Raw genomic sequence first — 17,996 nt, 5'->3', positions numbered from 1 at the left:
GATGGACGCCCTGCCCCCGCCCGCGGCGCTCACGCGCACGACCTGCCCCTATTGCGGCGTCGGCTGCGGCGTGCTGGCCGCGCCGGACGGGCGCGTCGTGGGCGACCCCGAGCACCCCGCCAACCGCGGGCGCCTGTGCAGCAAGGGCACGGCGCTGGGCGAGACGCTGGACCTGCCGGGGCGGCTGCTGCACCCGGAGGTGCGGGGGAAGCGCGCCTCCTGGGACGCGGCGCTGGACGCGGTGGCGGAGGGGCTGCGGCGCGCGCAGTCGGAGCTCGGGCGGGACGGCGTCGCGCTCTACGTGTCGGGGCAGTTGCTGACGGAGGACTACTACGCCGCGAACAAGCTCGCGAAGGGCTTCCTCGGCACGGGGAACATCGACAGCAACTCGCGCCTCTGCATGGCCAGCGCCGTGGCCGCGCACCGCCGGGCCTTCGGCGAGGACGTGGTGCCCGGCGTCTACGAGGACCTCGAGGAAGCGGACCTCGTCGTCCTCGTCGGCAGCAATCTTGCTTGGTGCCACCCGGTGCTGTTCCAGCGCATCGCGCAGGCGCGGGCGCTGCGGCCCTCGCTGCGGCTCGTGATCATCGACCCGCGCCGCACCCCGAGCGTGGAGGGCGCGGACCTGCACCTGGCGATCCGGCCGGGATCGGACGTCGCGCTGTTCAACGCGCTGCTCGCGCACCTCGACGCAGGCGGCCACGCGGACGCCGCCTTCGTGGAGGCGCACACCCGGGGGCTCGACCGCGCGCTCGCGGCCGCCCGCGCCGACGCGGCGAACGCGGCGGAGCGCACCGGGCTGGACCCCGCCGACCTCGACGCCTTCCTCGACCTCTTCGCGGGCACGCCCCGCGTCGTTACGCTCTGGAGCCAGGGGATCAACCAGTCCGAGACGGGGACGGACGGCGCGAACGCGATCATCAACGCGCACCTGCTGACGGGGCGGATCGGCAAGCCGGGCGCCGGTCCCTTCTCGGTCACGGGCCAGCCCAACGCGATGGGCGGGCGCGAGGTAGGGGCGCTGGCGAACATCCTGGCCGGGCACCTCGACTGGGCCGTGCCGGGCGAGGCCGAGATCGTGCGCGCGCACTGGAACGCGCCCAACCTGGCGGCGGGGCCGGGGCTGAAGGCGGTGGAGCTGTTCCAGGCGGTCTCGGCGGGACGGGTCGGCGCGCTCTGGGTGATGGCGACCAACCCGGCCGTCTCCCTGCCCGACGGCGAGGCGGCGAGGGAGGCGCTGGCGCGGGCGCCCTTCCTCGTCGTGTCGGACTGCATGGCGAACACCGACACGATGGCCCACGCCCATGTGCGCCTGCCCGCGCTCGGCTGGGCGGAGAAGAGCGGCACGGTGACGAACTCGGAGCGCGTGATCTCCCGCCAGCGCGGCTTCCTGCGCGCGCCGGGGGAGGCGCGGCCGGACTGGTGGATCGTGGCAGGGGTGGCGGCGCGGCTCGGCTGGGGCGCGGACTTCGCCTGGGACGGGCCGGCTGCGATCTTCCGCGAGCACGCGGCGCTGACTGGGCTCGGCAACCGCGGCCGCCGGGCCTTCGACATCTCGGGCCTCGCGGGCATGACCGACGCCGACTACGAGGCGATGGCGCCGACGCGCTGGCCGGTGCCGGCCGCGGGCCCGGCCCCCGCGCGCTTCTTCGCCGACGGCGCCTTCCCCGCGGGGCGCGCGCGCTTCGTCGCGGTGTCGCAGGCCGATCAGCCCGCGGATGACGGGCGGCTGACGCTGCTCACCGGCCGGCTGCGCGACCAGTGGCACACCATGACGCGCACGGGCGGCGTGCCGCGGCTGATGGCGCACGCGCCGGAGCCGGTGCTGGCCGTGCATCCCGCCGACGCGGCGGGGATCGAGGACGGCGCGCTGGCGCGCATCACCGGCCATGGCGGCGCGGGCGCCGTGCTGCGGCTGCGGCACGACACCGGACAGCGGCGCGGCACCGCCTTCGCGCCGATGCACTGGACGGCGCAGGCCGCGCCCGCCGCGCGGGTGAACGGCACGGTGCCGCCGGTTTTCGATCCTGTCAGCGGGCAGCCCGCGCTGAAGTCGGCGCGCGTGGCGCTCTCGGCCTTTTCGCCGGCTTGGCACGGCTTCCTGCTGGCGCGGCGGGACCTCGGCCCGGGGATCGCCGACTGGGCCGCGGTGGCGCTGGCGGGCGAGGGTCTGTGGCGGCACGAGCTGGCGGGGAAGGAGGCGCCGGCGGAGGCCTTCGCGCGGCTCCTGGCCCTGCTGCCGGCCGAGGGCGCGGACTGGGCGCGGCTGGAGGATCCCTCGGCGGGCCTGCACCGGGGCGTGCTGCTGCGGGAGGGGCGGGCGGAGGCCGTGCTCTTCGTCGGGCCGCACCACCGGCTGCCGGCGCGGGACTGGCTGGCGGCGGTGCTCGCCGGCGACGGCGCGGCGCCGCTGGGGGCGCTTCTCGCGGGGCGCGCGGCGGACGGGCCGCCGCCCTCCCCCACGCTCTGCGTCTGCCACGGAATTTCCCAAGCTGCGGTGCGGGGCGCGGTCCGCGGGGGCGCCTGCAGCGTGGCGGCCGTGGGCGAGGCGACGCGCGCGGGGACGGGCTGCGGCTCCTGCCGCCCGGAGATCGCGGCGCTGCTCGCAGCGGAGATGGCACCGGCCTGAGGCGGACCGATCGTTGCCGGGTGGCATGGGGCTTGCTGCGCGGCGGGGGCGGCGCGGGCGCCGGCCCGCGCGAGACGGGCGGCCCGGGCGCGCCAAGAGCCCGGAGCCCCCACCCTCGTGTTCCAGACCGTCCTGATCGCCAACCGCGGCGAGATCGCCGTCCGCATCGCGCGCACCCTAAAGGCCATGGGCATCCGCAGCGTCGCCGTCCACTCGACGGCGGACCGCAACAGCGCGCATGTGGCGGCCTGCGACGCGGCGGTGGAGCTGCCCGGGAACGGGGCGGCGGAGACCTATCTGCGGGGCGACCTGATCATCGCGGCGGCGAAGGCCGAGGGGGCGCAGGCCGTGATCCCCGGCTACGGCTTCCTCGCGGAGAACGCGGACTTCGCCGAGGCCTGCGAGGCGGCGGGGCTGGCCTTCGTCGGCCCCACGCCGCGGCAGATGCGCGACTTCGGCCTCAAGCACGCGGCGCGCGCCATCGCGGAGGCGGCGGGCGTGCCGCTGACGCCCGGCACGGGGCTGCTCGGCGGGCTGGAGGAGGCGCGGGCGGCGGCGGCACGGCTCGGCTATCCCGTGATGCTCAAGAGCACGGCGGGCGGCGGCGGCATCGGCCTCACCCGCTGCGCGGACGAGGCGGCGCTGGAGGAGGCCTGGGAGGCCGTGCAGCGCCTGGCCGCGAACTTCTTCAAGGACAGCGGCGTCTTCCTCGAGCGCTGCGTCGACGACGCGCGGCACGTCGAGGTGCAGATCTTCGGCGACGGGCGCGGCACGGTGGTGGCGCTCGGCGAGCGCGACTGCTCGCTGCAGCGGCGGAACCAGAAGGTGGTGGAGGAGACGCCGGCGCCGAACCTGTCGGAGGCGGTGCGGGCGCGGCTGCTCGACTCCGCGGCGCGGCTGGGCGAGGCAGTGGAGTACCGTTCCGCGGGCACGGTCGAATACATCTATGACCGTCAGCGCGAGGAGTTCTACTTCCTCGAGGTGAACACGAGGCTGCAGGTCGAGCACCCCGTGACGGAATGCGTGCTCGGCATCGACCTCGTGGAATGGATGATCCGCACGGCGGCGGGCGAGCCGCCGGCGCTGGACGCGCTGCCGGTGCCGCGCGGCGCCTCCATCGAGGTGCGGCTCTACGCGGAGGATCCGGCGCACGGGTTCCAGCCCTCCCCAGGCACGCTGACGGAGGTGCTCTTCCCGGCCGACGCGCGGGTGGACGGGTGGGTCTCCACGGGCACGGAGGTCTCGCCCTACTACGACCCGATGCTGGCGAAGCTGATCGTCCACGCGGAGGGTCGCCCCGCGGCCATCGCGAAGCTGCGGACGGCGCTGGAGGCGACGCGGCTCGGGGGCATCGCCACGAATCTCGACTACCTGCGCCAGGTCGTGGCCTCGCCGGGCTTCGCGGCGGGGGACGTCTCCACCCAGGCGCTGTCGCGCTTCGCCTACCACGCCATGGCGGCGGAGGTGCTGGAGCCCGGCACCTTCACCACCGTGCAGGACTATCCCGGCCGCGTCGGGCACTGGGACGTGGGCGTGCCGCCCTCGGGGCCGATGGACGACCTCGCCTTCCGGATCGGCAACCGCATCGTCGGCAACGGGGAGGACGCGGCGGGGCTGGAGTGCACGCTGGCGGGGCCGACGCTCCGCTTCCACACGGACGGCGTCGTGGCGCTGACCGGCGCGCCGGCGGAGGCCACGCTCGACGGCGAGGCCGTGGCGTGGTGGGCGCCCGTGCCGGTGCGCGCGGGGCAGGTGCTGGCGATCGGGCGGACGACGAGCGGGTGCCGCAGCTACCTCGCGGTGCGCGGGGGCTTCGACGTGCCGCTCTATCTCGGCAGCCGCTCCACCTTCGTCCTCGGCCAGTTCGGCGGCCACGCGGGGCGCGTGCTGCGGGCGGGGGACATGCTGCCGCTCGGGCGCGTCGCGGCAGGGGCGCCCGAGCCCGCGGCGGCGCCGGCCGGGCTGGTGCCCGCCTATTCTGCGGAGTGGGAGGTGGGCGTTCTCTACGGGCCGCACGGAGCGCCGGACTTCTTCACGACGGAGGCGATCGAGGCGTTCTTCGGCGCGGCCTTCGAGGTCCACTACAACTCCAACCGCCTGGGCATCCGGCTGATCGGGCCGAAGCCGAGCTGGACGCGGAGCGACGGCGGCGAGGCGGGGCTGCACCCCTCCAACGTGCACGACTGCGAGTACGCGATCGGCAGCGTGAACTTCACCGGCGACAGCCCGGTCATCCTGACGCGCGACGGGCCGAGCCTCGGCGGCTTCGTCTGCCCGGTGACCATCGCCAAGGCCGAGCTGTGGAAGGTGGGCCAGGCGAAGCCCGGCGACCGCATCCGCTTCCGGCCCATCCCCTTCGACACGGCGCTGGCGCTGGAGCGCGCGCAGGACCGGGCCGTGGCGTCCCTCGCCGCGCCCGAGGTGGTCGCGATGCAGGCGCCCTCCCTCGCGCCCGAGGGCACCGTCTCCGCCTGCGTGCTCGCCGAACTGCCGGCGGAGGGCGACCGGCCGGCGGTGGCCTATCGCCAGGCGGGCGACCGCTACATCCTGCTCGAGTACGGGCCGCCGGTGCTGGACCTGCGCTTCCGCTTCCGCGTCCACGCGCTGATGGAGGCGCTGCGGGCGGACCCGGTGCCGGGCATCTTGGAACTGTCGCCGGGCGTGCGCTCGCTGCAAATCAACTACGACAGCCGCGTGATCCACCAGCGCGCGCTGCTCGACGCGCTGGTGGCGCTGGAGGCGCGGCTGCCGCCGGTGGCGGCGATGAAGGTGAGGACGCGCGTCGTCCACCTGCCCATGGCCTTCGAGGACAGCGCGACGCTCGGCGCCGTGGACCGTTACCGCGAGACGGTGCGGGCGAGCGCGCCCTGGCTGCCGAACAACGTGGACTTCATCCAGCGCATCAACGGGCTGGCGACGCGGGACGAGGTGAAGAGCACGATCTTCGCGACGAGCTACATGGTCCTCGGGCTCGGCGACGTCTATCTCGGCGCGCCCTGCGCCGTGCCGGTCGACCCGCGGCATCGCCTGCTGACGAGCAAGTACAACCCCGCCCGCACCTTCACCGCGGAGGGCACGGTGGGGATCGGCGGCGTCTACATGTGCATCTACGGGATGGACAGCCCGGGCGGGTACCAGCTCGTCGGGCGGACCCTGCCGATCTGGAACAAGTTCCTCCGCAACCCCGTCTTTGCGCCGGGCGAGCCCTGGCTGCTGAAGTTCTTCGACCAGGTCCGCTACCACGAGGTGAGCGAGGCGGAGCTGGACCGGCTGCGGGAGGACTTCCGCGAGGGCCGCGCGACCATCCGCATCGAGGAGGAGGTCTTCGACCTGGGCGCGCACGAGGCCTTCCTGGCAGAGCAGGCGGAAAGCGTCGCGGCCTTCAAGGCGCGCCAGGCCGTCGCCTTCGAGCGGGAGGTGGCGCGCTGGCGCGAGGAGGACACCCAGCCCGCCGCCGAGGCGATGGAGGCGCCGGCCGAGGAGGAGACGGACGGGCGCAAGGTGGCGGCCGACATCCACGGCAGCGTCTGGAAGGTGCTCGTGGAGGAGGGGCAGGTGGTGTCCGCAGGCGACGCGGTGGTCATCCTGGAGGCCATGAAGACGGAGCTTCGCGTCTCCGCCCCGATCGGCGGCACCATCCGCAGCATCCGCTGCCGGCAGGGCCGCCCGGTGACGGCCGGGGAGACGCTGCTGGTGATGGAGGAGGCCTAGGAGAGGCCCAGCCGCCGCGCCACGCCCAGGCGCGACAGCAGGGCGAGCACCCCGAAGGCGCCTCCGGCCGCGAGGCCGACCGCCGGCAGGCCGACGGCGGCGGCGACCTGCCCCGCCATGGCCGAGCCGGCGACGTCCCCCATGTTCAGCGAGGCCATGAAGAGGGCGAAGCGCGTGGCCGCGGCCGGGCCGAGGCTCGCCTGCATCACGGCCGGGGCGAGGGCCACGAAGAGCAGCGCGGGCGTGACGGTGGAGAGGCCGAGGGCGAGCGGCCCCGTCATCGCGGCCCAGCGCGGGTCGGCGGAGAGCAGCAGCGCGGCCGCGCCGAGATGCGAGGCGGCGCAGAGGGAGAGCAGGATGGCGAGCGCGCGGGACGTGCCCTCGCGGTCCGTCCACCAGCCCACCAGCAGTGCGCCGGCGGTGCCGGTGACGAGCGCGGTCGCGGCCTGGAAGCGCGACAGGGCCTCGGCCTCCCACCCGCGGTTCTGGATAAGCTCCACGGTCAGGGGCAGGCGGAAGAGGGCGCCGAGGTAGTCGGTCGCGAAGCAGACCACGAGGAGGATCAGCGTCGCGCCGCCCGCAAAGCTGGCGGCGAGGCGGCGCAGCAGCCGGGGGAAGGTCTCGCCCGCCGCGTGCGCGGGCGCGGGGCGGAGCGAGAGAACGGCGTCCGTGGCCCTCTCCCGCACGAGGAGCGGCAGGAGCAGCGCCAGGGTGCCGATGCCCAGCAGCGCGGCCGCGGAGGCGTGCAGCCCCTGCGCCGGCAGCATCCAGGCGAAGAGCGCGGCGCCCAGGGCCGCGCCGCAGACGAAGCCGACGCGGGTGACGGCGTTGGCGGTGCCCAGGCGCTCGGCGGGCACGTTGTCGATGATCATCCCGTCGGTCGCCGTGTCGGTCAGGGCCGCGAAGGCGCTCTGCACGAGGAAGACGGCGCTGACCGCGGGGAGGCCGGCGACGCTCTCGTCCTCCACCAGCAGCAGGCGGGCGAGCGCGAGGAGGGAGAGGGCGAGGGCGGCGACGACCCAGAAGCGGCGGCGCCCCATGGCGAAGCCGCCGAAGCGGTCCACCACCGGGCCCCAGAGGGGCTGCAGGATCCAGGGCAGGCCGACGGTCGCGACATGGGCGCCGACCGCCGCGGTGGTCGCGCCCATGGCGGCGTAGTGGTTCGGCAGGGCGGTGATCGCGAAGCCGGCGACGAGCCCCTGGTAGGCGTAGAGCCCGCCGATGACGGCGTAGCGCCAGCCCGGCGCGGCGATGAGCGGCGCGCTACCCCGCATCGGGCGCGGCGGTCAGGACGCAGAAGGGAATGGCGAGCAGCAGCCCCGCCACGGCCGGCAACCCCGCCAGCACCGCGAAGGCGGAGCCGGAGGCGGCGAGCAGGGCGAGGATGGCGAGCCCCGCCGCGGTGTGCGGCCAGAGGAGGGACGCGGCCTCGCCCCAGGAGACGCGGCGCTCAGCGCGGTGCTGCGCGACCCAGGTGCCGCGGCGCAGGCCCAGGGCGTGGGCGAGCACCGTCAGCGTCTTGTCGAAGGCGATGATGGTGTCGAGGAGGAGGAGGAAGAGGCTCTCGGCGAGGGCCGTGCGGAGATAGGGCAGGCCGGCGCCCTGCACGAGCGCCACGGCGTGCCCGGCCAGGCGGGGCAGGTGCACCGTCGCGTAGCCAAGGACGAGCAGCGCGACGAGCGTGCCGCGCGGCGTGCCCTCCCCGTCCGTCGCGGCGTTGAGGGCGGCGAGTGGCAGCATGGCGAACCAGAGCGGGCCGAGGACGTAGTGCAGAATCGCCTGCAGCATCTGGAAGCGCCCGAGCGCGCCGAGCGAGGGGTCGCGCAGCAGGTGGCGGTACTGCAGGTTGCCGGCCGCCCAGCGGCGGTCCCGCACGAGGTACTCCGGCAGGTTCGGCGGGTGGGACTCGCGGGAGCCGGTGCCGTCGGGCGAGGGGTCCGCCCGCACGCGCACGGACCAGCCGGCGGCGTGCAGGCGCGCGGCCTCCACGTGGTCGTGCGAGAGGATGTGCGCGCCGTCTGGCAGGATGGGCAGGCGGCAGTGGCGGCGGAAGGGCGCGATGCGGAGAAGGGCGTTGTGGCCCCAGTAGGGTCCCTCCGCGCCCTGCCACCAGTCCTGCCCCACCGCCCAGGTGAGGGAGCCCGGGCGGTGCCCCGCGCCGAAGAGGCGGCCGAAGGGCGCCGCGGCCGGGCGGCCGGCGATGGTGGATTGCAGGATGGCGAGCTGGGGCTCGGCCTCCATGGCCGCGACCATGCGGAGAACGGCGTCCGGCGTCATCTCGGAATCCGCGTCCAGCAGCAGCATGAGGTCGAAGCCGGCGGCGTGGTGGTCGAGGAAGTCCATGACGTTGCCGGCCTTGTAGCCGGCGTTCTCGCAGCGGCGGCGGTGGAGGACGCTGCCGGGCGGGTAGGCCTTGGCGAGGCACCGAACCGCGGCCGCCTCGGCGCCGGCGCGGCGAGGGTCGGCCGTGTCGGAGAGGATGGCGATGGCGAAGAGCGCCCCGTGGCCCCGCGCCACGAGCCCGTCGAGCAGGCGCGCGAGAGGCGGCAGCACCGCCGCCGGGTCCTCGTCGCGGACGCAGACGGCGAGCAGGGTGCGAAGCCGGGGCGGCGCGGGCGGGGGGAGCGCCCCCTCCCCGCGCAGCCGGCGGGCGGCGCCGAGGAGGCCCGTCGCGGCGGCGAGGCCGAGCCAGGGCGCGTTGGCGGCGAGGCAGAGCAGGAGGAGCACCTCCCACGCGGTCCAACCGCCGGGGGAGAGGACGCGCAGGCCCAGGTCGAGCAGGAGGAGGGCGACGAAGGCGACGAGGGCGGCGAAGAGCCGGCGGCGCGCGCGGAGCTCCGCTGTCACGCCGGCGCGGCGCGCAGCAGGGCGGCGGCCTCGTCCAGCACGGCCGCGATGCGCGCGGGGATGGCCGGGTTGGTGCAGACATAGGTGGGGCTGGGATGCGGCATGGCGAGCACGGGCAGGGCGGCGCGCGCGACGCGGATGGCGGGCTCCGCCGCCGCGGCGAAGCGCCCGGCCAGCACCGCGACACGGAGGCGCGGCAGGAGGTCGAGCAGCGGGGGAAGGAAGTCGAGGCCGGCGCGCAGCTCCGTCCTCCGCGGCGCGCGGTTGAGGGCGCCGGGCGCGTGGATGATCCACGGCACGGCGTTCCAGATGAGCGTGTCCGCCCGCGCGATGCCGGCGGCGCCGAGGAAGCGGCGGAGGTTGGCGCCGGTGCCGCCGGACTTGTCGCGGGAGACGATGGCGTTCTCGTGCGACATCCGCGGGCCCGGCGTCTCGAGCAGCAGGAGGAGGCGCGCCTCCACCCCGCCGTCGATCGGGTCCGGGTCGGGCACGGGGCGGCCGGTCGTCTCGTGGATGCGGCGGGCGAGGGCGCGGATCGGAGCCGTGTGGGGCGCGGTTTCCAGCAGCGCGTGGCGGGCCGCGAGCTCGGCCGCGTTGGACAGGGCGCCGGCGTGCGGGCCGCGGGGCATCAGGCGGCCCGCGTCAGCGGCGGGGCCTGGCCCTGGGCGCGGGCGAGCTCCTCGCCGCCCGTAGCAGCCAGGGCGCGGGCCAGGCCGTCCGGGCCGCCGAACTGGTAGCCGAGCTGCGTCGCGTAGGCGGCGCAGGCCGCGTGCTTGGCGGCGGGGTCGGTGGGAAGCGCGGTCTCGGGGTAGCGCGCGAGCATCGCCTCGAAGGGACGGCGGGGGGTGTCGGCGCGCGTGGTGTAGGGGAAGTCGCGCCACCAGAGGACGGGCAGGCCGGGATCGAGGAGCTGGAGGGCGCGCACGGTGAGGACGTGGTCCACGTGGCCGCCGATGGCCTGGGGGGCGAGGAGCAGATCGGGGCGGAGTTCGGCCAGCAGCGGCTCGATCGCCGCGGCGGCGTCGAGATGCGCCATGTCGTCGGAGCGCGGCGCGGCGAAGAGGGCGGCGGCCGAGGCGTAGCCGCGGTGCGGCGCCTCCCGCAGCGGCAGGTGCAGGGGGCGGGCGCCGAGGGCCGCGCAGGCCGCGCGGTCCTCCGCGCGGCGGATCGCCATGTAGTCGGCCTCCGGCGGCAGGCCCTTGTCGGTCTGGCAGGCGAGGGCGAAGCCGGTGGGGTCCGGGACGGCGGCGGTGAAGAGCGTGGCGACCACCACCTCCCACCCCTGCCGCGCGAGCCGCGCGAGGGCGCCGCCGGCCGAGAAGGCGGCGTCGTCGAGATGGGGGGAGAGGGCGAGGGCGAGCGGCATCGGCGGGGCTTCAGAGAAGGTGCGGGGTGGCGCGGAAGCGGCACTCGGCGACGGGGAGGACGGGATCGAAGGCGGTGTCGGGCCGCGTGCCGCGCACCTCCTCGTAGATGCCCATGATCTGCCGGCCGACCGCGTCCCAGGAATAGGTGCGGCGGCACTCCTCCAGCGCCGTGCGGGCGAGGCGCGCGCGGAGCGGGGCGTCCTGGATGATGCGGCGGAGATTCGTGACGAGGGCGGGGATGTCGCCGGGATCGGAGAGAAGGCCGTTCTCCCCGTGGCGCAGGCAGTCCACTACGCCCACCGCGTTGCAGGAGACGGTCGGCAACCCGCTCGCCATGGCCTCGAGCACGGTGTTGGAGAAGCCCTCGGCGTAGGTCGGCGAGACGAAGACGTCGGCCTCGCGGTAGAGGGCGGGCGCGGCGGCGTAGTCGGCGTAGCCGGCGAAGCGGGTGCCGAGGTTCAGCGCGGCGTTGCGCTCGCGGCAGGCGTCGAGGTCGGGGCCGATGCCGCTGATGGTGGCGGCGAAGGGCACGCCCTCGTCGCGCAGGATGGCCAGAGCGTCGAGCATGTCGAGCGCGCCTTTCCGGCGGTCCACGCGGCCGTGGTAGAGCAGGCGCACCGGGTCCTGCGCGTCGCCGGGCTCGTGGCCGGGGGCGGGGTGGAAGCGGTCCACCTCCACCGCGCCGGGGACGATGGTGAAGCGGTCGCGCGCGACGCCGAGGCGGTCCACCACCTCCTGCGCGAAGCTGTCGCAGCCGATCAGCAGGCGGTCCGCGTGGTTGAGGACGCGGAGCATGGCCTCGCGGTGCGTCTCGCAGCAGGAGCCGACCCAATGGCCGTCGCCGCCCTGGATGGAGACGACCGTGGGCACGCCGATGCGCTGCGCCGCCAGCAGCACGGCCCAGCCGTTGGGGTAGCCGTACTGCGCGTGCAGCACGTCGAAGGGCTTCTTCGCGTGCTCGGCGAGGATGGTCTCCACCATGTCCTCGACGTCGCGCTCGAAATCGGCGCCGCCGGGCTCGGCGAAGGCTTCCTCGCCCAGGGAGCGGCGGCCGATGACGGTGACGCCGGGCACCTCCGGCGGCGGGCCGCCGCCGTAGACGCGGGTGCCCACGGGGTCGCCGCGGTACTGGCTCACCATGGTGACGTCGTGCCCCGCCGCCGCGAGCTGGCGAAGCAGGTTGATCGCGTAGACGCTCATCCCGGAGATCGCGGGGAAGAAGCGACGGGAGAGGAAGAGAACCCTCATCGCGCGCGGCAGGTCCGCAGCCAGGCGAGGGATTGCGGGATCATGCTGTCGGCGCGGTGGCTCTCGCGCGAGAGCTCGACGCAGACGAGGCGCCGGAAGTCGACTGCCTCCAGCGCGTCGAGGCAGGCGGGGATGTCCATGTCGCCCTCGCCGAAGGGAAGGTGGATGTGGGTGCCGCGCGCCATGTCCTCGATGGCGACGGTGCCGAGATGCGGCGCGAACTCGTGCACGGCCTTCGGCGGCTCGCGCTCGCCGGTGACCAGCAGATGGCCGAGGTCCAGCGCGAGGGTCAGCCCGGGAAGGCTGAGGGCGGACCAGTCGTCCACCGTCTCCACCAGCATGCCCGGCTCGGGCTCGAAGGCGGCGGTGACGCCGCGCGCGGCGGCGTGGTCGAGCACGCGGGAGACGCCGTCCCGCAGCCACTCGAGCGCCTGCCCGCGGTCGACGCCCGGGCGCGGCACGCCGGCCCAGAAGGAGACGGCCTCGGCGCCGAGGATGGCGGCGATGTCGACGGCGCGGTTGAGGAAGGTGACGCGGCGGTCGCGGCCCTCCGCGCTGGGCGTCAGCAGCGTCGGCTCGTGCTTCGCGCGGGGGTCCAGGAGGTAGCGCGCGCCGGTCTCGATGACGGAGCCGAGCTTGCGGGCGGAGAGGTCGCGCGCGAGGGCCTCGGCGCGGCGCTCCCAGCCGTCTTCCATGGGATCGAGGTGGTGATGGTCCAGCGTCAGCGCGACGCCGTCGTAGCCGGCGTCGGCGATGAGGGCGACGGCGTCCGCTAGGCGGTGGTTGGCGGCGCCGTTGGTGTTGTAGGCGAAGCGGAGCGTCACGCCGGCACCGCCTCCCCGCGCCGTTGCGCGAGGACCATCTGGGCGGAGAAGGTGCCGGTCTCGCGGTACATGGGGTAGAGGCGGCCGACGAGGCGGTCGGCCAGGGCGCCGTCGAACCAGGCGGGGCCGCCGGCGCGCGCCTCGTCCTCGGGGCGGAGCAGCACGCGCTTGGCGCCCTCGCGCGGGGCGTCGAGGATCAGCGGGTCCTGGCGCGCGCGCAGGCGGCGCACGCCGCGCCAGCCGACGCGGTGGTAGCTCATCGTCTCGATCTCGAGACCGGGAACGATAACCTTCACCGCGCGGACGGCGGCGCCGAGCGGCGAGCAGTCGACGTAGAGGACCTCGAGGCCCTCGGCCGCGAGGCGCTCCGTCAGCAGCGCGAGGCGGTCCTTCGAGCTCGCCACGGCCTCGGCGGGGACGGTCGGCAGTTCGGAGAGCTTGCGGTGGCGGCGGGCGGCGAAGACGCTGTTGGCGAGGCGCGAGCGCAGCCCGTCCGCGTCCTGCTCCATCCACTCCACCATGGCGTCCAGGGCGCGGGGCTCCTCCTCGTCGAGCATGGCAACCGCCATCTGGCGCTCGACGTAATCGAGCGGCAGCGCCTCGCGCAGCATGGGGATGGGGCCGTGCGTCGCGGCCTTGCGCGCGCGGGAGCCGCAGAACTCGAGCAGCGCCTTGCGCAGCGTGCGGTTGCGGTCGGGGTGCACGGCCTCGCCGCAGGCGGTGACCTGGATGGGGGCGGTCGGCCGGCCCCGGTCATCGCCGACGACGTAGAGGTTGGCCATGCCGAAGTCGTCCGCGGCCAGCTTCACCATGACGTTGATGCCGAGCGAGCGGAGGTGGTCCAGCAGGCCCTGCACCGGCGCGTCCTGCACGGCGTCGAGGTCCACCGCCACGCCCTGGTCGAGCGCGCGGTAGTTGATGACGTTTCCGTCGCGCTGCAGCGCCTCCATGATGCCGTGGGCGATGGCGTGCTCGAGGTCGAAGCCGGCGCCGAGGCCGTTGGTGATGGGGGTGATCAGCCGCGGCTTCTCGTCGCCGAGCTGGTAGGGATAGGCGGCCACCCACTCGCGCGGCACGAGGATCGTCTCGCCCGAGGGCCAGCGCTGGCCCTCGACCCAGGTGAGCGGCGTGTCAGCCGTGTAGTCGGAGCCGGCGGCGAGGCCGAGCGTGAGGGGGTCCACCACGGCACGCGTGCGGGAGAGCTCCGCGTAGCTGCCGGTGACGCGGGGCGCCTTCGCGACCCAGCGGCCGACATGAACCTCCTCGCAGAGCTCGCCGAGCGCGCCGACCTCGGCCTCGATGGCGCTGAAGCCGTAGCCGTAGCCGGTGGTGGCCGGGTAGTTCTCGACGAGGAGGTTGGCCTGCACCACGGGGATGCCGGTGCGGTCGAGGTGGTCGATGCGGAAGGTGGAGACGTGGGCGGTCTTCGGCATCGTGGCACGGAAGGCCTCGGCCACGCGATGCAGCTCGTCGCTCATGCGGTCCTCCTCTCCGCCCGGCGGCGGAGTTCGTCCATGGGGATGTGCCGCACGCCCGGGGGGCCGCGCAACTGGTCGTCCAGCACCGCGAGAGCGATGTCGGTGGTGATGCCGCGCGCGTGCTCGAAGGGGGTGCAGACGGTGTCGAACTCGACCGAGCCAATGACGTCGCGGTACTTCCGCACCTCGCCGGGCGAGAGCGGGATGTCCTTGTGGAAGGCCTTGTGCGTGGAGACCGCGAGGTTCTCGCCGCCCTCCCCCTGGTCCACCTTGAAGGCGTCGCCGCAGAAGAGGGTGCGGCGCGCCTCGTCGTAGAGCACGGCCTGGCCCTCGTAGTGGCCGCCGACATGCATCAGCGTCTGCCCCGGGCGAAGCTCCAGCGCCTCGTCATAGGGCCAGGTGACGCGGAAGGCCTTGGTCATCCGGAGGTCGTCCTTCTGGATGGCCATGACCTCCGGCTGGAACACGTCCTGCAACTGCCACAGCGCGCCGTAGCCGTGGCAGTGGGAGGCCGCGAGGAAGCGGATGCCGCCGAGGCGCCGGATCTCGTCGAGCATCTCCGGCGTGTAGTAGGGCGCGGCCTCGAAGGCGGTGTTGCCGTCCTCGTGCAGCAGCAGCCAGCCCGTGCCGTTCAGGCCGAAGGGGGGCGCGGTGCTGAAGGCGACCATGTCGCGGTCGAGCTGGCGCCAGGAGCCGGTAAGCTTCGCCGCCACCTCTTCCTCGCGCAGGAAGTGCCAGCCGTCATGCGGCAGGTCGTTGCGCGTGTCGTCGCAGACGGGGCAGGAGCGCGGCTCGAAGTGCTTCTGCCAGAAGCCGCAATTGGCGCAGGCCCAGGGGGTCAGCGGCATGCGGGGTCCTCCGAATAGGCGCGGTGGAGAAGGCGCATGGTGTGCAGGTCGCGGGCCGCGCTGAAGGTCTCGCGGTCGCCGGTCGCGATCGCGCGGGCGAAGGCGGCCATCTGGCGGGCGAAGGGCGAGGCGTCGGCGTCGGGTACCGGCAGGGGACGGCTGCGGCCCTGGGCGTCGGTGTGCGTCACGCGGCCGCCGGCATCCTGGCCCATCGTGTTCTCCGCCACGATCTGCCCGGTGGCGCCGAGGACCTCCAGGCGACGCCGCGGCAGGGCGTCGGGGCAGTTGTAGGCGACGTGGAGCTGCACCAGGGCGCCGCCGGCCGTGCGGCCGATCAGCAGCGCGCCGTCGTCCACGGCGTAGGGCTGCACGCGGCGCTGCGTAAGGGCGGCGATCTCCTGGATGGGCTCCCCGAGAAGATACTCCGCGAGGTCGAGGCCGTGCGGGGCGAGGTCCATCAGCGCGCCGCCGCCGGCGCGCGCGGGATCGGCGCGCCAGTTGTCGCCCTCGCCCGTCACGCTCCAGTCGGGGCCGAGCCAGCAGGCATAGGCGATGCGGATGACGGTGGGGGTGCCGATCAGGCCGGCGGCGACGGCCTGGCGCAGGGCGGCGTGGGCGGGGTGGTGGCGCTGGTCGAAGGCGGTGCCGAGGAGGATACCGGCGCGGGAGGCGGCCTCGGCCATGGCCTCGGCATCGGCCAAGGTGGCCGCCATCGGCTTTTCGCAGAGCACGGGCTTGCCGGCGGCCGCCGCGGCCTCGACAGCGGCGCGGTGCAGGTGGTTCGGGGTCGCGATGTAGATCGCGTCCACCGCGGGATCGGCGAGAAGGGGCGCGATGTCGGCGTGCGCGCCGCCTTCCAGGCGAAGCGAACTCCGCGCGGCGTCCCGCGCGGCCGGCGTCGGGTCGCAGACCGCGCGCACGGCGTGCCCGGCCGCGAGGATGGCGGGGGCCGCGTAGTCGCGCGCCACCCAGCCGTAGCCGACGATGCCCCACCCCATCGTGCGGGCGGCGAGCGCCGTCACCATCGCTCCGGCAGGTCCAGCAACTCGCGCCGCATCGCCCATTCCGCGGTCTCCGCCGTGGCGACGGCGTGCTCGGGGCAGGTGGTGCGCGCGGGGTAGGTGGCGCGCGGGCCGTACTCGCGCTCGTAGCGCTCAGAGGGCCAGGCGATCCGGCCGTCGGCGTAGAGCGGGTTGCGGCGCAGGAAGGCGCCCTCGGGCGGCAGGGCCAGGGCGCCGGTCACGGGCTGCGCCTCGATCGCGCCGGGCCCCGCGACGACGGAGAAGGCCTCGGCGCCGCGCAGCGCCGCGGGCGGCGCGGAGACCGGCGCACGGCGGTCGAGCGCGGCGCGCGTCAGCTCGGCGTCATCGTAGGCGATGGCGTCCGGGAAGAGCGACGCCAGCTCCTCGGCCGTCAGCGCGGCGCCGGCGGAGAGGTTCGGCCAGTCGCGGTTGTGGACGTGGCCGATGGCGAGCCAACCCTCGTCCCCGGCCATGCGGCGCAGGCGATCGAGGATCGGCCCCTTGGGCTCGAGAAAGTAGAAGGCGTCGTGGCAGGCGACCAGGTCGAAGCGGCGGCCCTCCCCGATCGGCCAGGGCTGCATCGCGGCATCGAGGCAGACGAGCTCCGCCTCGGGCGCGACCCAGTGGCGGGCGACCCAGAGCTTGGCGAAGACAACGTCGGCGCCGGTGGCGGCCACGCCGCGCTGCGTCAGCGCGCGCAGGTACTGGCCGATGCCGCAGGCGAGCTCGAAGGCGGTGCGGGGCGCGGTCCAGTGCGCCTCCATCAGCGCGAGGCCGGCCAGGAAGGTGGGATCGCTCCAGCGATGCGCGAAGTAGTCGCCGACCGGGCCCCAGGAGAGATGCGCCATCGCCTCGCGCAGCGTGAGGCCGGCGCGCCCGGCGACGAGGGCGCGGAGCGCCTGCGGGTCCGCCACGGGGCCGCGCCACCAGTCGTCCTGGTCGGCCAGCAGGAGGACGAGCGCGCCGTCGCGGTCGCCGGCGTCGAGCCGCGCGAGCGCCTCGGCCGCGAGCTCGGGGCGGGAGGCGCGCGCGAAGGCGATGCCGTCGATCACCGGCCAGCGACGCCCGCTGGCGTCCCTGGCCGAGTGCGCCGTGTCCGGTGTCATGCGGCGAGGCCGACGGCGGCGAGGAGACGGTCCTGGAAAGGCTTCACGGGACCCTCGTGCACGAGCGCCATGTCGTTCAGCACGTAAGACATGCTCGCCTTGCCCGCGCGCAAGTGCTGCTCGATCTGCAGCACGCGGTCGAGCGTGTCGGCGGCATGAAAGGCGCGCCCCTCGGGCGTCTCCGCGTCCGGCAGGATCGCTCGCGCCGCGCGCACGCGCTCCGCCAAGGGGGGCGGGAGTTCCGCCAGTGCCGCTTCCGTCGCGCGCGCAAAGGCGGGTTCCAGGTGATTGCCGAGAAGGACCTCACCGGCGAAGCCGGAGTCCGGGATCATCGCGTTGTGCAGGTGGTGCGCGAGGGAGGCGAGGTAGACCACCTCCGGGCGTGCGCCGTAGAGCGGGCTCAGCAACACGCCGTAGACCGCGACCATCAGGCAGTGCTCGGCGTGGTTCTCCGGCGGCTCCAGCAGAAGGCGCGGGCGGCCGGGGCAGGTGACGCCGGCGCGCGGCTGCTGCGCGAGGAGCGCGACGAAGGGCGGCACGGGTCCCGTCGCCTCGGCGGGCGCGGCGTCGCGGAGCGCGGGGAGGAGAGCCGGGTCCACCTCCTCGGCGGCTTCCTCGAGCGCCCGGCCGAGGATGGCCTCGGCCGCGTCGCCGTCGATGCCGAGCGAAGCCAGCACGCCGCGATCGATGTCGCCCATCCGCGTGGCCACAAGGGCCGCGGCGGTGGTGGCCCGCCAGCATTCCTCGGGCGAGCGTCCCTCGCCGAGGGCGGACCAGGCAGCGGAGAAGAGACGATCGGCAATGGAGCCGGCGCGACCGGCGGAGCGGATGCGTTTTAGTTCGCCAAGCTCGCGGAGAAGGCCGAGTATCCGTGCCGGCGGCGCTTCCACCACCGGCACAACGCCGTCCGTCACCG

Annotated in this window: 13 protein-coding genes; 2 read left to right on the top strand and 11 right to left on the bottom strand. The window is 75.0% G+C overall.

Going from position 1 to position 17,996, the window contains the following annotated elements; all coding sequences use genetic code 11:
- Position 1 precedes the first annotated feature (1 nt).
- On the top strand, positions 2 to 2,629 hold the full coding sequence (locus EAH89_RS11925; protein WP_140883245.1) for a nitrate reductase: 2,628 nt from the start codon (positions 2 to 4) through the stop codon (positions 2,627 to 2,629).
- A gap of 117 nt (positions 2,630 to 2,746) precedes the next feature.
- The gene (uca, locus tag EAH89_RS11920) at positions 2,747 to 6,340 is read left to right on the top strand and encodes an urea carboxylase (RefSeq protein ID WP_140883243.1); all 3,594 of its coding nucleotides are present in this window, start codon (positions 2,747 to 2,749) and stop codon (positions 6,338 to 6,340) included.
- Here uca and EAH89_RS11915 read toward each other — a convergent pair.
- Genes EAH89_RS11915 through EAH89_RS11870 form a run of 11 tightly spaced genes read right to left on the bottom strand, consistent with a single transcriptional unit; the run spans position 6,337 to position 17,994 of the window.
- Positions 6,337 to 7,614, bottom strand: coding sequence for an MFS transporter (locus tag EAH89_RS11915; protein WP_140883241.1), 1,278 nt, complete (start codon positions 7,612 to 7,614; stop codon positions 6,337 to 6,339). The genes uca and EAH89_RS11915 overlap by 4 nt on opposite strands.
- Positions 7,604 to 9,187 (bottom strand): glucans biosynthesis glucosyltransferase MdoH, encoded by a 1,584-nt coding sequence (gene mdoH / locus EAH89_RS11910; protein ID WP_161993557.1) that lies wholly within the window; start codon positions 9,185 to 9,187, stop codon positions 7,604 to 7,606. Before mdoH ends, EAH89_RS11915 begins: the two co-directional genes overlap by 11 nt.
- Positions 9,184 to 9,816, bottom strand: coding sequence for a uracil-DNA glycosylase family protein (locus EAH89_RS31215; RefSeq protein ID WP_161993556.1), 633 nt, complete (start codon positions 9,814 to 9,816; stop codon positions 9,184 to 9,186). The genes mdoH and EAH89_RS31215 overlap by 4 nt, the downstream gene beginning before the upstream one ends.
- Entirely contained in the window at positions 9,816 to 10,553 is a 738-nt protein-coding gene (locus EAH89_RS11905) for a PIG-L deacetylase family protein (protein WP_140883237.1), read from the bottom strand. Before EAH89_RS11905 ends, EAH89_RS31215 begins: the two co-directional genes overlap by 1 nt.
- A gap of 10 nt (positions 10,554 to 10,563) precedes the next feature.
- A complete protein-coding gene (locus EAH89_RS11900; protein WP_140883235.1) occupies positions 10,564 to 11,802 on the bottom strand; it encodes a glycosyltransferase family 4 protein in 1,239 nt (412 codons plus the stop codon).
- Positions 11,799 to 12,626, bottom strand: a complete 828-nt coding sequence (locus tag EAH89_RS11895; RefSeq protein ID WP_140883234.1) for a sugar phosphate isomerase/epimerase family protein — start codon at positions 12,624 to 12,626, stop codon at positions 11,799 to 11,801. The genes EAH89_RS11900 and EAH89_RS11895 overlap by 4 nt, the downstream gene beginning before the upstream one ends.
- Positions 12,623 to 14,104, bottom strand: a complete 1,482-nt coding sequence (locus tag EAH89_RS11890) for a YcaO-like family protein (protein WP_206667526.1) — start codon at positions 14,102 to 14,104, stop codon at positions 12,623 to 12,625. Before EAH89_RS11890 ends, EAH89_RS11895 begins: the two co-directional genes overlap by 4 nt.
- Positions 14,101 to 14,952, bottom strand: coding sequence for an MBL fold metallo-hydrolase (locus tag EAH89_RS11885; protein ID WP_140883232.1), 852 nt, complete (start codon positions 14,950 to 14,952; stop codon positions 14,101 to 14,103). The genes EAH89_RS11890 and EAH89_RS11885 overlap by 4 nt, the downstream gene beginning before the upstream one ends.
- On the bottom strand, positions 14,943 to 15,974 hold the full coding sequence (locus EAH89_RS11880) for a Gfo/Idh/MocA family protein (RefSeq protein ID WP_206667525.1): 1,032 nt from the start codon (positions 15,972 to 15,974) through the stop codon (positions 14,943 to 14,945). The genes EAH89_RS11885 and EAH89_RS11880 overlap by 10 nt, the downstream gene beginning before the upstream one ends.
- Positions 15,971 to 17,080 carry a methyltransferase domain-containing protein gene (locus EAH89_RS11875; protein ID WP_140883228.1) on the bottom strand — a complete coding sequence of 370 codons (1,110 nt, stop codon included), beginning with the start codon at positions 17,078 to 17,080 and terminating at the stop codon, positions 15,971 to 15,973. The genes EAH89_RS11880 and EAH89_RS11875 overlap by 4 nt, the downstream gene beginning before the upstream one ends.
- On the bottom strand, positions 17,077 to 17,994 hold the full coding sequence (locus tag EAH89_RS11870) for an HD domain-containing protein (RefSeq protein ID WP_206667524.1): 918 nt from the start codon (positions 17,992 to 17,994) through the stop codon (positions 17,077 to 17,079). Before EAH89_RS11870 ends, EAH89_RS11875 begins: the two co-directional genes overlap by 4 nt.
- Positions 17,995 to 17,996: the final 2 nt, after the last annotated feature.

It is taken from the genome of Muricoccus nepalensis (assembly GCF_006438825.1).
In the GTDB taxonomy this organism is placed as follows: domain Bacteria; phylum Pseudomonadota; class Alphaproteobacteria; order Acetobacterales; family Acetobacteraceae; genus Roseomonas; species Roseomonas nepalensis.
Note: the sequence above shows the minus strand (reverse complement) of the source record. Positions and strands in the feature narration are given on the sequence as shown.

Coding starts and splice junctions, on each gene's coding strand:
- EAH89_RS11890 (WP_206667526.1), bottom strand. CDS start 14,104: ATGAGCGACGAGCTGCATCGCGTGGCCGAGGCCTTCCGTGCCACGATG.
- EAH89_RS11885 (WP_140883232.1), bottom strand. CDS start 14,952: ATGCCGCTGACCCCCTGGGCCTGCGCCAATTGCGGCTTCTGGCAGAAG.
- EAH89_RS11875 (WP_140883228.1), bottom strand. CDS start 17,080: ATGACACCGGACACGGCGCACTCGGCCAGGGACGCCAGCGGGCGTCGC.
- EAH89_RS11905 (WP_140883237.1), bottom strand. CDS start 10,553: ATGCCGCTCGCCCTCGCCCTCTCCCCCCATCTCGACGACGCCGCCTTC.
- EAH89_RS11915 (WP_140883241.1), bottom strand. CDS start 7,614: ATGCGGGGTAGCGCGCCGCTCATCGCCGCGCCGGGCTGGCGCTACGCC.
- EAH89_RS31215 (WP_161993556.1), bottom strand. CDS start 9,816: ATGCCCCGCGGCCCGCACGCCGGCGCCCTGTCCAACGCGGCCGAGCTC.
- EAH89_RS11925 (WP_140883245.1), top strand. CDS start 2: ATGGACGCCCTGCCCCCGCCCGCGGCGCTCACGCGCACGACCTGCCCC.
- EAH89_RS11900 (WP_140883235.1), bottom strand. CDS start 11,802: ATGAGGGTTCTCTTCCTCTCCCGTCGCTTCTTCCCCGCGATCTCCGGG.